Raw genomic sequence first — 13,887 nt, forward strand, 5'->3', positions numbered from 1 at the left:
CGGGTCGGAGGTGACGGATTCGCGTCAGAAGCGCAGCGCGTCGATGACGTTCGAACGCACCGCGACGAGGGCGGGGATGAACCCGGCGAGCGCGCCGATCGCCACAGCGGCGACGAGACCGGTCAGGGCCGCGCGCATCGGGAACGGCGGGACGTCCTGCATCCCCTGGAACATCTCGAGCACGAACGGGGCCTTGAGGACGGCGACGGCGATGGCGATGCCGACCACGCCCGCGACCGCCGTCGCGACGACCGACTCGAGCATCACGGATGAGAAGATGCGGCTGCCGGTCGCGCCGAAGCTGCGGCGGACGCCGATCTCGCGGATGCGCTGGCGCATCGCGACGAGCTGGATGTTGACGAGGCCGAGACCACCGAGCAGCAGCACGAGGCCCGCGATCCCGCCGGTGACCAGCTCGAACGTCTGCGCGTACTGCGCCTGATCCGGTCGCGACGCCCAGTCGGTGCGGCTCACCATGACCTCGACACCGGCGTCCAGGCCCGCCCGGAGATCGGCGGCGAGGACAGGGCCGATCTCCGCCGCCATCTCTTCGGGAACCCACGTCTCCCACATGATCGCCATGTCGGGGGGAAGGATGCCGCTCTGCGCGGTGTAGTCCTCGTACAGCATCGTCAGGTGCTTGTCTTCGTCGCCGGTGTACTCCCGCGGCGTCACTCCGACCACGGTGTACGTCCCGCCGGCATCGCCCCCGACCTGCAGCGCGAACCCTGATGCGAGGTCGGGGCGACCGTAGACGTCCCACAGCGCCTCGGTGATGACGACCGGGGGAGAGGCGAGCTCGACGTCGGCAGCGGTGAACCAGCGTCCTTCGAGGAGCGGCGTGCGGTGGATCACCGGGTACGCCGGGTCGACGAGTCGTGTCGGCACCTGCCGCACCTGCTCGGGAGTCTGCAGCGGCAGCATCACCGGATCCACGAGCCGCGTGAGGTGCGAGAACTCGTACCGCTCGGCCACCCGGTCGACGTGGGCGCCGAACGCCTCCCAGTCCATCGGTGCGCCGTCGGAGCTGTTCGCGGTGAACTGCAGCGTCGCGGGGCGGCCTCCGATTCGGTCCGACTGCTCCGCCATCTGCTGCTGCTGATACTCGCTGAGGGCGACGACCGCGGTGATCGCCCCGACCGAGACGGCGATGCCGATGAGGCTCAGCAGCACGCGCAGCTTGTGGTGGCGGATCTCCGACCAGGCCTCGCCCAGGGCGCCGACCAGGCCGCTCATGAGGGCGCTCCGATCGGGTCGGGCGCGGTGTCGGCCTCGGAGGCGGCGTCGGGCACCGCCTCGGCATCATCGGCGTCGACATCGGCTGCGAGGTCCGTGCCGGGGTGCGTCTCGACAGCGCCGGCGGCTGCGACCGTGGTGGCGGCATCCGTCCCGTCGTCGATGTTCGCGGCGAGGCCCGACGCGTCCGCGGCGGCGGCGTTCGCCGGCAGGTCGAGCTGGAAGGAGGTGAGCACCCCGGCGTCCAGACGGTAGTGGCGACGGGCGCGGGCGGCGACGTTCAGGTCGTGGGTGATGGTGACCAGTGCCGCGTCGGCCTCGGAGGCGATCTCGTCGAGGAGCGCCATGACCGACGACCCCGTCTCGACGTCGAGCGCGCCCGTGGGCTCGTCGGCCAGGATGAGCGCGGGGCGGCGCACGAGCGCGCGTGCGATGGCCACGCGCTGCTGCTCGCCGCCGGAGAGCTGCTCGGGGGTGGACTCGATGCGGTGGCCGAGGCCGACGCGCTCGAGCATGCGGGTAGCGGCGGCGCGGCGCGTCCAGAACTCCCGACCGCGCGCGTAGCCGAGCGGCATCATCACGTTCTCGAGGGCGGTCCGTCCGGCGAGCAGATTGAACTGCTGGAACACGAAGCCGACGTTGCGCCCACGGAGCCGGTCGAGCCGCGCCTTGCGCATGCGCCGCACCGGCTCGCCGCGGAAGGCGACGCTGCCCTCCGAAGGCGCGTCGAGCATTCCCATCAGGTTGAGGAGCGTCGACTTGCCCGAGCCGCTGCGTCCGACGATGGCGACGTGATCGCCGGCCCCGATCTCGAGGTCGATGCCGCGCAGGATGTCGAGCCGGGTGTCGTCGGGGAGCAGCACGTGCTTCGCGACCCCTTCGAGCCGGACGAGGCTCACCAGTTCCACCCCTGCGGCTCGCAGTACTCGCCGCCCATGCCGTCGTCGTAGCAGACCGGCTCGTCGTCGGCGGCGACGCCGGGGACATACTGACGCACCTGCTCGCCCTCCTCGAGACCCGTCGTCACCTCGACGATCGTGCCGTCGCTGACCCCCAGCGCGACATCCCGCTCCTCGAGCTCGCCGGTGCCGGCATCCACCCACACGACGCCCGTGCCGGCGCCGCCCTTGACGGCGGTCGTGGGCACGACGAGCACCTCCGACACCGTGCCGAGGTCGATGTCGAGCTGGGCCTGCAGTCCCGCGAACACGGTCTGGTCGGCCGGCACCGCGCAGGTGACCGTCGTCGTGCCGTCCTCGGCGACCTCGACCTTCAGCCCCGTGCACGTGAACGGCGCGGGGCCGCCCTGGATCGTCACCGCTCCCTCGGCGGGCGCGCCCTGCAGGCGGTACAGCTGCACCGGTTCGACCGTGGCCTGCACGTGGTAGCGCGCCGGGGTCAGCGTCGCCAGCTCGCCGCCGATCGACGCGGGCTGGCCCTTCACCACGGCGAGCTCAGTGACCTCACCGGCCTCGGGGGCGACGACGTCGATGCTCTTGACAGGGTCGGCCTGCTTGATCGTGAAGAGCTTCTGCCCCGCCGCCACGGACTGGCCCTCGCCGACGTGCACGGCGGTGACGGTGCCGTCCACCTCGGAGCGGACGGCGTAGGCGGTGTCGCGCGCGATCGTGCCCGGCAGGCTCAGCGCGTTCGCGACCTCGCCGCGCTCCACCGCCACGACGGGATCGGCGATCTGCGCGGACGGCTCGACAGCGGCTGCCGGCGCGGTGTCGGGGAAGAACGCGATCTTGACCAGCGCGGCCGCCGCCGCACCGAGGATGACCACCATCAGGATCGGGAAGACCCACCGCCGCCAGACAACCATTCCGCACCTCTCCATCGGGCATACCGAGTATGTAGTCACCGAGTATATGCATACCCGGAATGCAACCAACGGATGCCGCGACCGGCGCGTCGCGAGTGGGTGCGCTTCCACACCCAGCGCACACCAAGGTCACGGGTGGATAACATAGGCAGGTATGCCTGGGGCCATGCGCCCGGGCGGCACCGGCGGCGTCGCAGCCGCACCCGAAAGCCTGAAGATGGAGACACTCCGTGGCCAACCCCCTCGAGAAACTGCTTCGCGCCGGTGAGGGCCGCATCCTCCGGCGGCTCCAGCAGGTCGTGAAGGCCGTCGGCGCGCTGGAAGAGGACTACGAGCAGCTCACCGACGAAGAGCTCCGGGGCGAGACCGCTGAGCTGCGGGCGCGCTACCAGGCAGGCGAGACTCTCGACCACCTCATGCCCGAGGCCTTCGCCGCGGTGCGCGAGGCGGCCAAGCGCACTCTCGGCCAGCGCGCGTACGACGTGCAGATCATGGGCGGCGCGGCCCTGCACCTCGGCAATATCGCCGAGATGAAGACCGGTGAGGGCAAGACGCTCACCGGCGCCTTCCCCGTCTACCTGAACGCCATCGCCGGCGAAGGCGTCCACGTCGTCACGGTCAACGACTACCTGGCGTCGTACCAGTCCGAACTGATGGGCCGCATCTATCGCGCGCTCGGCATGACCACCGGCACCATCGTCGCCGGCCAGACGCCCGAGGTGCGTCGCGAGCAGTACAACGCCGACATCACATACGGCACGAACAACGAGTTCGGCTTCGACTACCTGCGTGACAACATGGCGTGGCGCAAGGAGGACCTCGTGCAGCGGGGCCACTTCTACGCGATCGTCGACGAGGTCGACTCGATCCTCATCGACGAGGCCCGCACACCGCTGATCATCTCGGGGCCCTCGTCGGGCGAGGCGAACCGCTGGTTCGTCGAGTTCGCCAAGATCGCCAAGACGCTCGAGGCCGGCGTCGACTACGAGGTCGACGAGAAGAAGCGCACCATCGGCGTGCTCGAGCCCGGCATCGAGAAGGTCGAGGACTACCTCGGCATCGACAACCTGTACGAGTCGGCGAACACCCCGCTCATCTCGTTCCTCAACAACTCCATCAAGGCGCTCGCGCTCTTCAAGCGCGACACCGACTACGTCGTGATGAACGACGAGGTCATGATCGTCGACGAGCACACCGGCCGAATCCTGGTCGGGCGCCGCTACAACGAGGGCATCCACCAGGCGATCGAGGCCAAGGAGGCCGTGCCGGTCAAGGCCGAGAATCAGACGCTCGCCACCGTCACGCTCCAGAACTACTTCCGTCTCTACGACAAGCTCGCCGGCATGACGGGTACGGCCGAGACCGAGGCGGCCGAGTTCATGTCGACCTATCAGCTGGGTGTCGTGCCGATCCCGACGAACAAGCCGATGATCCGCAAGGACCAGGCCGACCTCGTCTACAAGAACGAGACGGCCAAGTTCGACCAGGTCGTCGAAGACATCGCCCGGCGTCACGAATCCGGCCAGCCGGTGCTCGTCGGCACCGTCAGCGTCGAGAAGAGCGAGTATCTGTCGCGTCTGCTCGCGAAGAAGGGCATCAAGCACGAGGTCCTCAACGCCAAGAACCACGCGCGTGAGGCCGAGATCGTCGCCCGCGCCGGCCGCCTGGGCGCCGTCACCGTCGCCACGAACATGGCCGGCCGCGGCACCGACATCATGCTCGGCGGAAACGCCGAGTTCCTCGCGGTGCAGGAACTCAAGGCCAAGGGCCTCGACCCGGAGGAGACGCCCGAGGAGTACGAGGCCGCGTGGGGCTCGGTCTACGAGGCGACCCGCGACCACGTCGCGTCGGAGGCCACCAAGGTCGTCGAGGCCGGCGGCCTGTACGTGCTCGGCACCGAGCGCCACGAGTCGCGCCGCATCGACAACCAGCTGCGCGGTCGCTCGGGCCGTCAGGGCGACCCCGGTGAGAGCCGCTTCTACCTGTCGCTCACCGATGACCTGATGCGGCTCTTCCAGTCGGGTGCGGCAGAGGCGATCATCGCCCGGACGAACTTCCCCGACGACGTCGCGATCGAGTCGGGCATGGTCACGCGCGCGATCAAGTCCGCGCAGAGCCAGGTCGAGGCGCGCAACGCCGAGATCCGCAAGAACGTCCTCAAGTACGACGACGTCCTCAACCGGCAGCGCGAGGCGATCTACTCGGACCGCCGCCACATCCTGCACGGCGACGACATCGCCGACCGCGTGCAGCACTTCATCGAAGACGCGATCAACACCGTGATCGACGACCACACCGGGTCGGGGCACAGCGAGAACTGGGACTTCGACGCCCTATGGACCGAGCTGAAGACGCTCTACCCGGTCGGCGTCACGATCGACGAGGTCGTCGCGGAGGCCGCCGGTCGCAAGGGCGGCATCACGGCGGAGGGCCTCAAGCGCGAGATCCTCTCCGATGCCCGGATCGCGTACGAGACTCGTCAGACCACGCTCGGCGAGGCTGCGACGCGCGAGCTCGAGCGCCGAGTGGTGCTGCAGGTGCTCGACCGCCGCTGGCGCGATCACCTGTACGAGATGGACTACCTGAAGGACGGCATCGGCCTGCGTGCCATGGCCCAGCGCGACCCGCTCATCGAGTACCAGCGCGAGGGCTACCAGATGTTCCAGGCGATGATGGGGCAGATCAAGGAGGAGTCGGTCGGCTACCTCTACAACCTCGAGGTCGAGGTGCGCCGTCAGGGCGAAGCCGGTGCCGAGCAGGTCACGCAGGTCGAGGCCAAGGGCCTGGGCGCCCAGCCGGTCGAAGGCCAGCGCCTGCAGTACACCGCGGCCAACGACGCCGGCGAGGTCGAGGTGCGCAACGATCGCGGGCAGGTGCAGCAGGCGGCGACGCAGCTGCGTCAGGCGGCCGCGGCCGCTGCCGCCGCACCCGCGCAGCCTCAGGCGCAGCCCGCCGCCGAGCCGCAGCGCGGTGCCTTCGGCCAGCGCACGGACGGCGAGGCCCCGGCCGCGCAGCAGGCTCCGCTCAACCGCGCCCAGCGCCGCGCCGCCGAGCAGCGCAAGAAGTAGGGGAGGATGCCTCGGCACGGCGTACGACGTCGAGCCGAGGCATCCCATCTCCACGACCGGCCTCGTCGACGTCGCCGGCGCTTCGACGCCGGCTCGCGGCATCCACGCCTCCAGATCAGGTGATTTCGCGGAGGTAGGACGATTTCGCGCAGATCGTCCTACGCCGGTGAGATCACCTGATCTCGCGACCGCCTGGGTCGCGAGCCACGGGGCGTCCATTGGCCCTCGCCGGCCGCGGATATCCTGATGCGATGAGTCCCCTCCGTACCCTCGACCAGTCGAGCAAGCTCCAGAACGTTCTCTACGAGATCCGCGGGCAGGCACTGGCCGAGGCAGACCGGCTGGAGGACGAGGGTTACACGATCCTCAAGCTGAACACCGGCAACCCGGCGGTGTTCGGCTTCGAGGCGCCGTTCCAGATCGTCCGCGACATGATCGAGGCGGTCCCGCACGCGCACGGCTACAGCGACAGCAAGGGCATCATGTCAGCGCGGCGCGCCGTGGTGTCGCGGTACGAGCAGGTGCCCGGGTTCCCGCAGTTCGACCCCGACGACGTCTACCTCGGCAACGGCGTCTCGGAGCTCATCACGATGACGATGCAGGCGCTGCTCGACGAGGGCGACGAGGTCCTCATCCCGGCGCCGGACTACCCGCTGTGGACCGCGATGACGAGTCTCGCCGGCGGCACGCCCGTGCACTACCGCTGCGACCCCGACGACGACTGGCAGCCGGATCTCGAAGACATCCGCGCGAAGGTGACGCCGCGCACCAAGGCGATCGTCGTGATCAACCCCAACAACCCGACAGGGGCGGTGTACACCCGCGAGGTGCTCGAGGGCATCATCGAGATCGCGCGCGAGAACTCGCTGCTGCTGCTGTCCGACGAGATCTACGACCGCATCCTCTTCGACGACGCCCAGCACATCCCCCTCGCGACACTCGCGCCCGACCTGCTGTGCCTCACCTTCAACGGCCTGTCCAAGACCTATCGGGTCGCGGGCTACCGGTCCGGCTGGCTCGTGATCACGGGGCCCAAGCGCCACGCCGCAGGCTTCCTCGAGGGCATCCAGCTGCTCGCCTCGACGCGGCTGTGCCCCAACGTCCCCGCGCAGCACGCGGTGCAGGCGGCGCTGTCAGGGGTGCAGTCGATCGACGCGCTCATCGCCCCCGAGGGCCGGCTCCACGAGCAGCGGGACGCCGCGTGGGAGGGTCTCGAGCGCATCCCCGGCGTCACGTGCTCCAAGCCGAAGGGCGCTCTCTACGCGTTCCCGCGACTCGACCCGAACGTGCACGAGATCCGCGACGACGCCAAGCTCGTCTACGACTTTCTCGTCGCCGAGCACGTGCTGCTCGTCCAGGGGACGGGCTTCAACTGGCCGACTCCCGATCACCTGCGCATCGTGACGCTGCCGGAGGCCCGCGTGCTGTCGGAGGCGATCGAGCGCCTCGGCAACTTCCTGTCGTCGTACAGGCAGTGAGGCGTAGGGTGCCGCCGGCGGCGGCATCCGTCAAGACCCTCGCCGGCGGACAGCGCGCGACGTAGCGTCGCGACATGGCCATCGAACTGAACCAGCCGGCGCTGCGCCACGCGCGAGCGCTCATCCGGGACGGCAAGGTCGTGCGCGATGAGCGCGACGACTGGTCGGAAGCGGCACCCACAGCTGATGAGGAGAATTCGTTCATCGAGCGAGAAGGATGGACCGAGTACTCCCACTGGCATCTCGGCATCGACCGGCGGGAGAACGCGGAGACGAAGCAGGCGTACTCGTTCCCGTTCGGTGACTTCACGCGCGTGCACCGCTCAGGGGTGATCTCTGCGGAGAGCCGGGCCGGCCAGTACGACCACTACGAGATCCGCGACGCACTGCGGACGCTCCTCGACCTCATCGACAAGGACGACAAGGACTGACGGGGCCGGCCGCATCGTCGGGACCGGCTCCGTCGTCGGGTGCGCCCCGGGTCGGGGCGCGGCTCAGGGGTGCACTAGAGGAGGGCGAGGGAGGTGGCGCGCCAGCGCCCGTCCATACCCTCGATCCTCACGGCGAGCGCGCGCGTACGCGCGGGACCGCGGACCACGACGACCGCTTCGACGATGCCGTCGGCGGGCGAGGACTCGTGCACGGACAGGATCGTGTGCACCGGCCGCTTCGCCGCGACACCGCGTGCGCTGCGCGCACGCGTCGCGAGGTTCGCGCGCGTGACGAGCTTGCGGTAGGCGTCTTCGGTGAGCCAGCGGGCCAGCTGATCGACCTCGCGGACTCCGGCGAAGACCTCGAGCACGCCGAGCGTGAGGTTGCGCAGGAAGGGTTCCGGAAGGGGGAGGGCGGTGGAAGGCGTCCGCTGCGGCGCGAAGAACTCTGCGAGCTGCGTGCTGCGGAACGCGTGTGGTGCGCGGGCGGTGCCCGCGGGCGTCGTTGCCATGGGTGCCTATCTCGACAGGGGGATGTCTTCTCTCGACAGGGGGATGTCTTCCGGACAGTAGAACACACGGCGAACTCACAGGAAAAATCGAGCGGCTCCACCTGTGGATAACTCGGGGCCCGATCGCCTGACGTGTCCTACTCTCACTGAGTGCGCTGGGACCGCTTCTTCGACGATCTCGAGGATCAGCTCGCCTCCGAATGGGAGGCGGAACGGGCCGCGCTCGACACCGAGGCCGAGCGACTACGGCTGTCGCGGGTGCAGCTGACGGAGCGACTGACGCTGCTGACGGCGCGCGATCCTGGCGTACCGGTGGTCGCATCGTTCGACCTCGCCGACGGCACCAGCGTGCGCGCGAGTGTCACCGGTGTGGGTGCGGACTGGGTCTCGCTCGCGCTCGCCGAGGGCCCGGTCGGTGCGGTGATCGTGCCGTTCGCGGCGATCTCCTCGATCGGGATGCCGCATGCCGACCTGCTGCGCACCGCCCGCCCTGCGCCCCCACGGTCGCCGCTCGCCGACCGCCTGACCTTCGGGTTCGTGCTGCGCGACCTCGTGCGGCGCCGGGCCGGCGTCGCGCTGCACCTCGTGTCGGGACGCGTGCTCACCGGCACGATCGACCGCGCGGGCGCGGATCATCTGGACCTCGCGCTGCATGAGCCCGGCGCGCCACGGCGCACCGACGCCGTCGCGGGCTACCGTCTGGTGCCGTTCGTCGCGATCGCGTGGCTGCGGGCGGACGAGGCGCCGGCGCTGCCCTGAGCCCGCCAGACCGTCGACGGCGTCTACCGACGGGCGGGCCGTCCGGCCCGCGTCTGCGGCGCCGCGCTCGGCTGGCCCCGCGCCCCGCCGCCCGTGTCTGCGGCCCCGCGCCGGAGGGCCGGGTCGATGGTCTGTGCCGGTCTCCGCGTGCTCAGTCCGGTCGGCGGACGATGCCGCTGCCCCACAGTTCGGGGAAGCTCGCCGTCTGCGACTGGCGCCACAGCGCCATTCGCCGTGCCTCCTCGGCCTGGTCGTCGAGGTACTCGTCGATGCTCGCCGCATCCACGCGCCAGCGCGCGGGGGACCCGACCCGAAGACCGCGGAGCCGTCCTTCGTGCACGAGTGCCATGACCTCGTCGACGGAGACGCCGAGCACCTCGCCCACCTGGGCAGGGGCGAGCAGACGCACGTTCGACGTCGGGTCATCGGACATGCCCCCATTATGGACCCGCCTCCGGAGTACGGGCAGGGGCCCGGAGGGGCTGTGGATAACGCCCGACGCCGACGCGCCGAGTCGGCGACGATGGGTGCCATGACGGCCCACAGCGACCCTGTCCGCACCCCCCGACGAGCCTTCTGGGGCGACGCGCGCTTCTTCCTCGGTGTGCTGCTCGTGGCGGCATCCGTCGTCGGCGTCTGGTTGGTCGTCTCGGCCGCACGGCAGACCGTGCCGGCGTACGCGGCAGCGCACACGATCGTGCCGGGCGAGACGATCGGCACCGGCGACCTCAAGGTCGTCGACGTCGCGCTCGGGTCGTTGGCGGGCACCTACCTCACCGCCGACGACCTCGATGAGACTCAGGTCGCGACCCGCACGATCGAGGCGGGCGAACTCGTGCCCGTGGCCTCCGTGGGCGACCCGGCCGCCGCCCGCACCACCAGCGTCGTCGTCCGCAGCGCCGTCCACGTTCCGGGCTCGGTCGAGGCGGGCACCGTCGTCGAACTGTGGTCCGCACCGCTCCTGGAGCAGGGTGCGTACGACGAGCCGCGCATCCTCGTCGCCGACGCCACCGTCGTCTCGGTCATGCGCGACGACTCGATGATCGGCGGCGGCGCCGCTGCGCTCGAGATCGTCATCCCACGCGCCGATGTCGCGGCGACGCTGGCAGCGATGGCCGACGAGTCCGCACTCTCCATCGTGCCGACGACGGGCGCCGGCTCGTGAGGGTCGTGGTGGCCGTCGACGACGCCGTGCTCCTCGTCGAGGGACTGCGTCGCGAGGGGATCGACGTCATCGCCGAGGTCGCGGCCGCGGCTCCCGCGCTCGCCGCGGCAGATGGGATGCTGGGCGACGACGGCGAGGCGCTGCTGCGGGCGCTCGCCGACGCCGACGCCCTGGTCGTCTCGGTGTCGCGCGCCACGATGTCGCCCACCGTGGTCGCGCTGTGCGACCGGGCGGGGACGCGTGTCGTACCGCTCGTCGAGGACGCTGCGGGGGAGCGCGTGGCCGCGGCGTGCGGGCTGGAGGCGCCGCTGAACCGGCACACCGAACCGTGGAGCATCGCCGAGGCGCTCTCGATCGGTCCCACGACTGCGGCTGCGCCGCCGCGGGAATCACGCTCGCAGCCGAGAGTGATCGCTGTCTGGGGTCCGTCCGGGGCGCCCGGACGCTCCACCGTCGCGACCGAGCTGGCTGTCGAGCTCGCGCGCGGCGGCCGCCACGTGGGACTCGTCGACGCCGACACGCACGCGCCGTCCCTCGCTCTCACACTCGGCCTCGCCGATGAGGGGCCGGGCTTCGCCGCGGCCTGCCGGCAGGCCGAGCTCGGCGGTCTCGACGTCCGCGAACTCACCCGCATCGCGGTGCCGCTCGGCCGCACCGGCGTCGACGTGCTCACCGGCATCAACCGCCCGTCGCGCTGGCCCGAGCTGAGCGACCGGCGGGTCGCCGCCGCGCTCGCCGCCTGCCGTGAATGGGCCGACTACACCGTCGTCGACGTGGCGTCCTCGCTCGAGCGCGACGAGGAGATCGTGAGCGACCTCGACGGTCCGCGGCGCAACGCCGCCACCCTCGCCGCCCTGCGAAGCGCCGATCTGGTCGTGGCCGTGGTCTCCGCCGACCCCGTCGGCATCGCCCGGTTCCTCCGCGGGCACGCCGACCTGCGCGCGACCATCGGGGCGACGCCGGTGGCGGTCGTGGCGAACCGGCTGCGGCCCGGCACCCTGGGCATCGATGCCCGTGGGCAGGTGCGACGCACGCTCGACCGGTTCGGCGGCGTCGAGGACGTGTGGTTCCTCCCGCAGGATCCGAGATCGACGGATGCCGCGATCCTCGCGTCGCTTCCCATCGCAGAGGTCGCGCCGCGCTCTCCGCTCACCCTCGCGCTGCGACGATTCGTCGGTGAGGCCGTCGTGCCCGCACCGGAGCCGCAGCGCCCGGCCACCGGCCGACGTCGTGGCGCCGGGACGGGTCGCGGCCGCCGGGCCGCGCGAGCGGGTGCCGACGAGGCCGCCACGGTCGGTGCGCCGGTCGCCTGAGTTCAGCGCCTTAGGCTAGACGGGTGTCGACCCTCAGCGATCTCGTCTACGCCCAGGGCCGCTCCAGTGAAGAGGACGTGGAGTGGCTGCACCGTCTCGCGGGGGATGGTCAGCTACTCGCCGATCTGGCGTTCGCCGACATCGTGCTGTGGGTGCCGACATCCGATGACTCGTTCGTCGCGGTCGCCCACACGCGACCAGGCGGCGCCGCGACGCTGTTCTACCGTGACATCGTCGGCGACCGGGTGCGGCCGCAGTGGCGCACGCAGGTGCGCGAGGCGTTCCAGACAGGCGGCATCGTCGACTCCGCGTCGCCGGACTGGTTCGAAGAGACGCCGACACGGGTACGAGCGGTGCCCGTCGCGCGCAAGGCCGGAACGACGGTCACGGTGATCGGCGTGCTCACCCGGCACACGAACCTGGGGGAGGCGCGCATCCCCTCGCGCCAGCAGATCACCTTCAACGACTGCGCCGACGACCTGTTCGGCATGATCGCGTCCGGCGACTTCCCCGACCTCGCCGCGCCCACCTCGCCGCGCCGCGGCGCGCCCCGCGCGTCCGACGGACTCGTCAGGCTCGACGTCGACGGCATCACGACCTTCGCGAGCCCCAACGCGCTCTCGGCGTTCAACCGCCTCGGCTTCGACGACGAGCTCGAGGGGGAGTCCCTCGTCGAGGTCGTGACCGGCATCCTGCCGACGAAGCGGCAGTTCGACGAGTCCCTGCCGGTCGTCGTCACGGGGCGCGCGCCCTGGCGTGCCGACCTCGAGGCACGGGGCGTCACGGTGTCGCTGCGGACGATCCCGCTCCGCGACAAGGGCACGCGCATCGGCGCCATCGTGCTGTGCCGCGACGTGACTGAGATCCGCCACCAGGAGCAGGAGCTCATCACCAAGGACGCGACGATCCGCGAGATCCACCATCGCGTGAAGAACAATCTGCAGACCGTCGCCTCGCTGCTGCGCATCCAGGCCCGCCGCTCGCACACCGAAGAGGCGCGCGAAGCACTGACGCAGGCCATGAGGCGTGTGTCGGCCATCGCGGTCGTGCACGACACGCTCTCGGAGGGCCTCGCGCAGAACGTCGATTTCGACGAGGTCTTCGCCCGCGTGCTGAAGCTGGTCGCCGAAGTCGCCGCTGCTCCCAACACCCGGGCGCGCACGCATTCGACCGGTCGCTTCGGCACGCTGCCGAGCGAGTACGCGACGCCACTCGCCCTCGCGCTCACCGAGCTCGTCACGAACGCGGTCGAGCATGGCTTGGCCGGCCAGGAAGGTGACGTCGAGATCATCGCCGAACGCGGCGACGACCGCCTTGAGGTGCGTGTTCGCGACACGGGCTCGGGCCTGCCGGAAGGTCAGGTCGGCCGCGGTCTGGGCACGCAGATCGTCCGCACCCTCATCCAGGGCGAGCTGGGCGGCACGATCGATTGGCACACGATCATGGGCAGCGGCACCGAGGTCACGATCGACATCCCGCTGCGCTACATCGAGCGCGCCAGGAGCTGACGCCCGGGAGGGAGACCAGTACTCCGGTGACCCTTTCGGACGGCACGGCGACCGAAGAAGAGCGGATGCCCCGAGGGGCATCCGCTCTGGCGTCTCTCTAAGTCAGGACGCGCGGCGGGCGCGAGCGGCGCGGCGCTTGAGCGCGCGGCGCTCGTCCTCGGAGAGGCCTCCCCACACGCCCGAGTCCTGTCCGGTCTCAAGGGCGTACTGGAGGCAGATCTCGGTCACTGTACAACGCGCACAGACCGACTTGGCCTTCTCGATCTGATCGACGGCCGGTCCGGTGTTCCCCACGGGGAAGAACAGTTCGGGGTCGACGGTCAGGCAGGCAGCCTTGTCGCGCCAGTCCATGGTGGTGCTCCTTGTGACAGAGGGGATGAGGTTTTGGGTCGGTTCGGGTCCGATACCCTGTGGGATGTGCGAGATTGACTCGCCCCACGTCGCTGTGGGAGCACACGGCTTCACCAATCGTCCCATAGCGGTTTACCTGAATCAAGGGTTGATCGGCGCGTTCGTGTAGGACTTGCTGAGTGTTCCCCATGCGGTGTGGAGGGTTCACACAAACCATTGGTCATGCAAGAGGGAGTCGACG

13 protein-coding genes are annotated in these 13,887 nt (G+C 70.4%); 7 read left to right on the forward strand and 6 right to left on the reverse strand.

The window, feature by feature from the left end; translation table 11 throughout:
* Nucleotides 1-24: 24 nt before the first annotated feature.
* From MRBLWS13_RS18720 to MRBLWS13_RS18730, 3 genes are read right to left on the reverse strand one after another with little or no spacing between them, the layout of a single operon-like run.
* Entirely contained in the window at nt 25-1,236 is a 1,212-nt protein-coding gene (locus MRBLWS13_RS18720) for an ABC transporter permease (RefSeq protein ID WP_349426819.1), read from the reverse strand.
* The gene (locus MRBLWS13_RS18725) at nt 1,233-2,135 is read right to left on the reverse strand and encodes an ABC transporter ATP-binding protein (RefSeq protein ID WP_349426820.1); all 903 of its coding nucleotides are present in this window, start codon (nt 2,133-2,135) and stop codon (nt 1,233-1,235) included. The genes MRBLWS13_RS18720 and MRBLWS13_RS18725 overlap by 4 nt, the downstream gene beginning before the upstream one ends.
* Nucleotides 2,132-3,061 (reverse strand): biotin/lipoyl-binding protein, encoded by a 930-nt coding sequence (locus tag MRBLWS13_RS18730; protein ID WP_349426821.1) that lies wholly within the window; start codon nt 3,059-3,061, stop codon nt 2,132-2,134. The genes MRBLWS13_RS18725 and MRBLWS13_RS18730 overlap by 4 nt, the downstream gene beginning before the upstream one ends.
* Nucleotides 3,062-3,291: 230 nt before the next feature.
* Here MRBLWS13_RS18730 and secA point away from each other — a divergent pair, with 230 nt between their 5' ends.
* The 3 genes from secA to MRBLWS13_RS18745 all read left to right on the forward strand — a co-directional run bounded on the left by secA (nt 3,292) and on the right by MRBLWS13_RS18745 (nt 8,038).
* Entirely contained in the window at nt 3,292-6,129 is a 2,838-nt protein-coding gene (gene secA / locus MRBLWS13_RS18735) for a preprotein translocase subunit SecA (protein WP_349426822.1), read from the forward strand.
* 251 nt (nt 6,130-6,380) lie between these two features.
* A complete protein-coding gene (locus MRBLWS13_RS18740; RefSeq protein WP_349426824.1) occupies nt 6,381-7,607 on the forward strand; it encodes a pyridoxal phosphate-dependent aminotransferase in 1,227 nt (408 codons plus the stop codon).
* A gap of 74 nt (nt 7,608-7,681) precedes the next feature.
* Nucleotides 7,682-8,038, forward strand: coding sequence for a hypothetical protein (locus tag MRBLWS13_RS18745; protein ID WP_349426825.1), 357 nt, complete (start codon nt 7,682-7,684; stop codon nt 8,036-8,038).
* A gap of 74 nt (nt 8,039-8,112) precedes the next feature.
* Here MRBLWS13_RS18745 and MRBLWS13_RS18750 read toward each other — a convergent pair whose 3' ends face one another.
* Nucleotides 8,113-8,550: an Rv3235 family protein gene (locus tag MRBLWS13_RS18750; RefSeq protein WP_308868367.1), complete on the reverse strand. Its 438-nt coding sequence runs from the start codon at nt 8,548-8,550 to the stop codon at nt 8,113-8,115.
* A gap of 150 nt (nt 8,551-8,700) precedes the next feature.
* Between MRBLWS13_RS18750 and MRBLWS13_RS18755 the strand changes: the two genes are divergently transcribed.
* Nucleotides 8,701-9,309 (forward strand): hypothetical protein, encoded by a 609-nt coding sequence (locus tag MRBLWS13_RS18755; protein WP_349426826.1) that lies wholly within the window; start codon nt 8,701-8,703, stop codon nt 9,307-9,309.
* A gap of 151 nt (nt 9,310-9,460) precedes the next feature.
* On the opposite strand, the gene MRBLWS13_RS18760 is transcribed toward MRBLWS13_RS18755, so the two are convergent.
* On the reverse strand, nt 9,461-9,742 hold the full coding sequence (locus tag MRBLWS13_RS18760; protein ID WP_349426827.1) for a helix-turn-helix domain-containing protein: 282 nt from the start codon (nt 9,740-9,742) through the stop codon (nt 9,461-9,463).
* A 99-nt stretch (nt 9,743-9,841) separates the two neighbouring features.
* Between MRBLWS13_RS18760 and MRBLWS13_RS18765 the strand changes: the two genes are divergently transcribed.
* Genes MRBLWS13_RS18765 through MRBLWS13_RS18775 form a run of 3 tightly spaced genes read left to right on the forward strand, consistent with a single transcriptional unit; the run spans nt 9,842 to nt 13,295 of the window.
* Nucleotides 9,842-10,474 carry a hypothetical protein gene (locus MRBLWS13_RS18765; protein WP_349426829.1) on the forward strand — a complete coding sequence of 211 codons (633 nt, stop codon included), beginning with the start codon at nt 9,842-9,844 and terminating at the stop codon, nt 10,472-10,474.
* Between the two features lie 8 nt (nt 10,475-10,482).
* Nucleotides 10,483-11,787 (forward strand): P-loop NTPase, encoded by a 1,305-nt coding sequence (locus tag MRBLWS13_RS18770; RefSeq protein ID WP_349426830.1) that lies wholly within the window; start codon nt 10,483-10,485, stop codon nt 11,785-11,787.
* A 23-nt stretch (nt 11,788-11,810) separates the two neighbouring features.
* A complete protein-coding gene (locus tag MRBLWS13_RS18775) occupies nt 11,811-13,295 on the forward strand; it encodes a histidine kinase N-terminal domain-containing protein (RefSeq protein WP_349426831.1) in 1,485 nt (494 codons plus the stop codon).
* A 102-nt stretch (nt 13,296-13,397) separates the two neighbouring features.
* On the opposite strand, the gene MRBLWS13_RS18780 is transcribed toward MRBLWS13_RS18775, so the two are convergent.
* Nucleotides 13,398-13,646 (reverse strand): WhiB family transcriptional regulator, encoded by a 249-nt coding sequence (locus MRBLWS13_RS18780; protein ID WP_018171995.1) that lies wholly within the window; start codon nt 13,644-13,646, stop codon nt 13,398-13,400.
* Between the last annotated feature and the right edge of the window lie 241 nt (nt 13,647-13,887).

This window comes from Microbacterium sp. LWS13-1.2 (assembly GCF_040144835.1).
Lineage (GTDB): Bacteria > Actinomycetota > Actinomycetes > Actinomycetales > Microbacteriaceae > Microbacterium.

Coding starts and splice junctions, on each gene's coding strand:
- MRBLWS13_RS18720 (WP_349426819.1), bottom strand. CDS start 1,236: ATGAGCGGCCTGGTCGGCGCCCTGGGCGAGGCCTGGTCGGAGATCCGC.
- MRBLWS13_RS18765 (WP_349426829.1), top strand. CDS start 9,842: ATGACGGCCCACAGCGACCCTGTCCGCACCCCCCGACGAGCCTTCTGG.
- MRBLWS13_RS18750 (WP_308868367.1), bottom strand. CDS start 8,550: ATGGCAACGACGCCCGCGGGCACCGCCCGCGCACCACACGCGTTCCGC.
- MRBLWS13_RS18780 (WP_018171995.1), bottom strand. CDS start 13,646: ATGGACTGGCGCGACAAGGCTGCCTGCCTGACCGTCGACCCCGAACTG.
- MRBLWS13_RS18745 (WP_349426825.1), top strand. CDS start 7,682: ATGGCCATCGAACTGAACCAGCCGGCGCTGCGCCACGCGCGAGCGCTC.
- MRBLWS13_RS18740 (WP_349426824.1), top strand. CDS start 6,381: ATGAGTCCCCTCCGTACCCTCGACCAGTCGAGCAAGCTCCAGAACGTT.
- MRBLWS13_RS18730 (WP_349426821.1), bottom strand. CDS start 3,061: ATGGTTGTCTGGCGGCGGTGGGTCTTCCCGATCCTGATGGTGGTCATC.
- MRBLWS13_RS18760 (WP_349426827.1), bottom strand. CDS start 9,742: ATGTCCGATGACCCGACGTCGAACGTGCGTCTGCTCGCCCCTGCCCAG.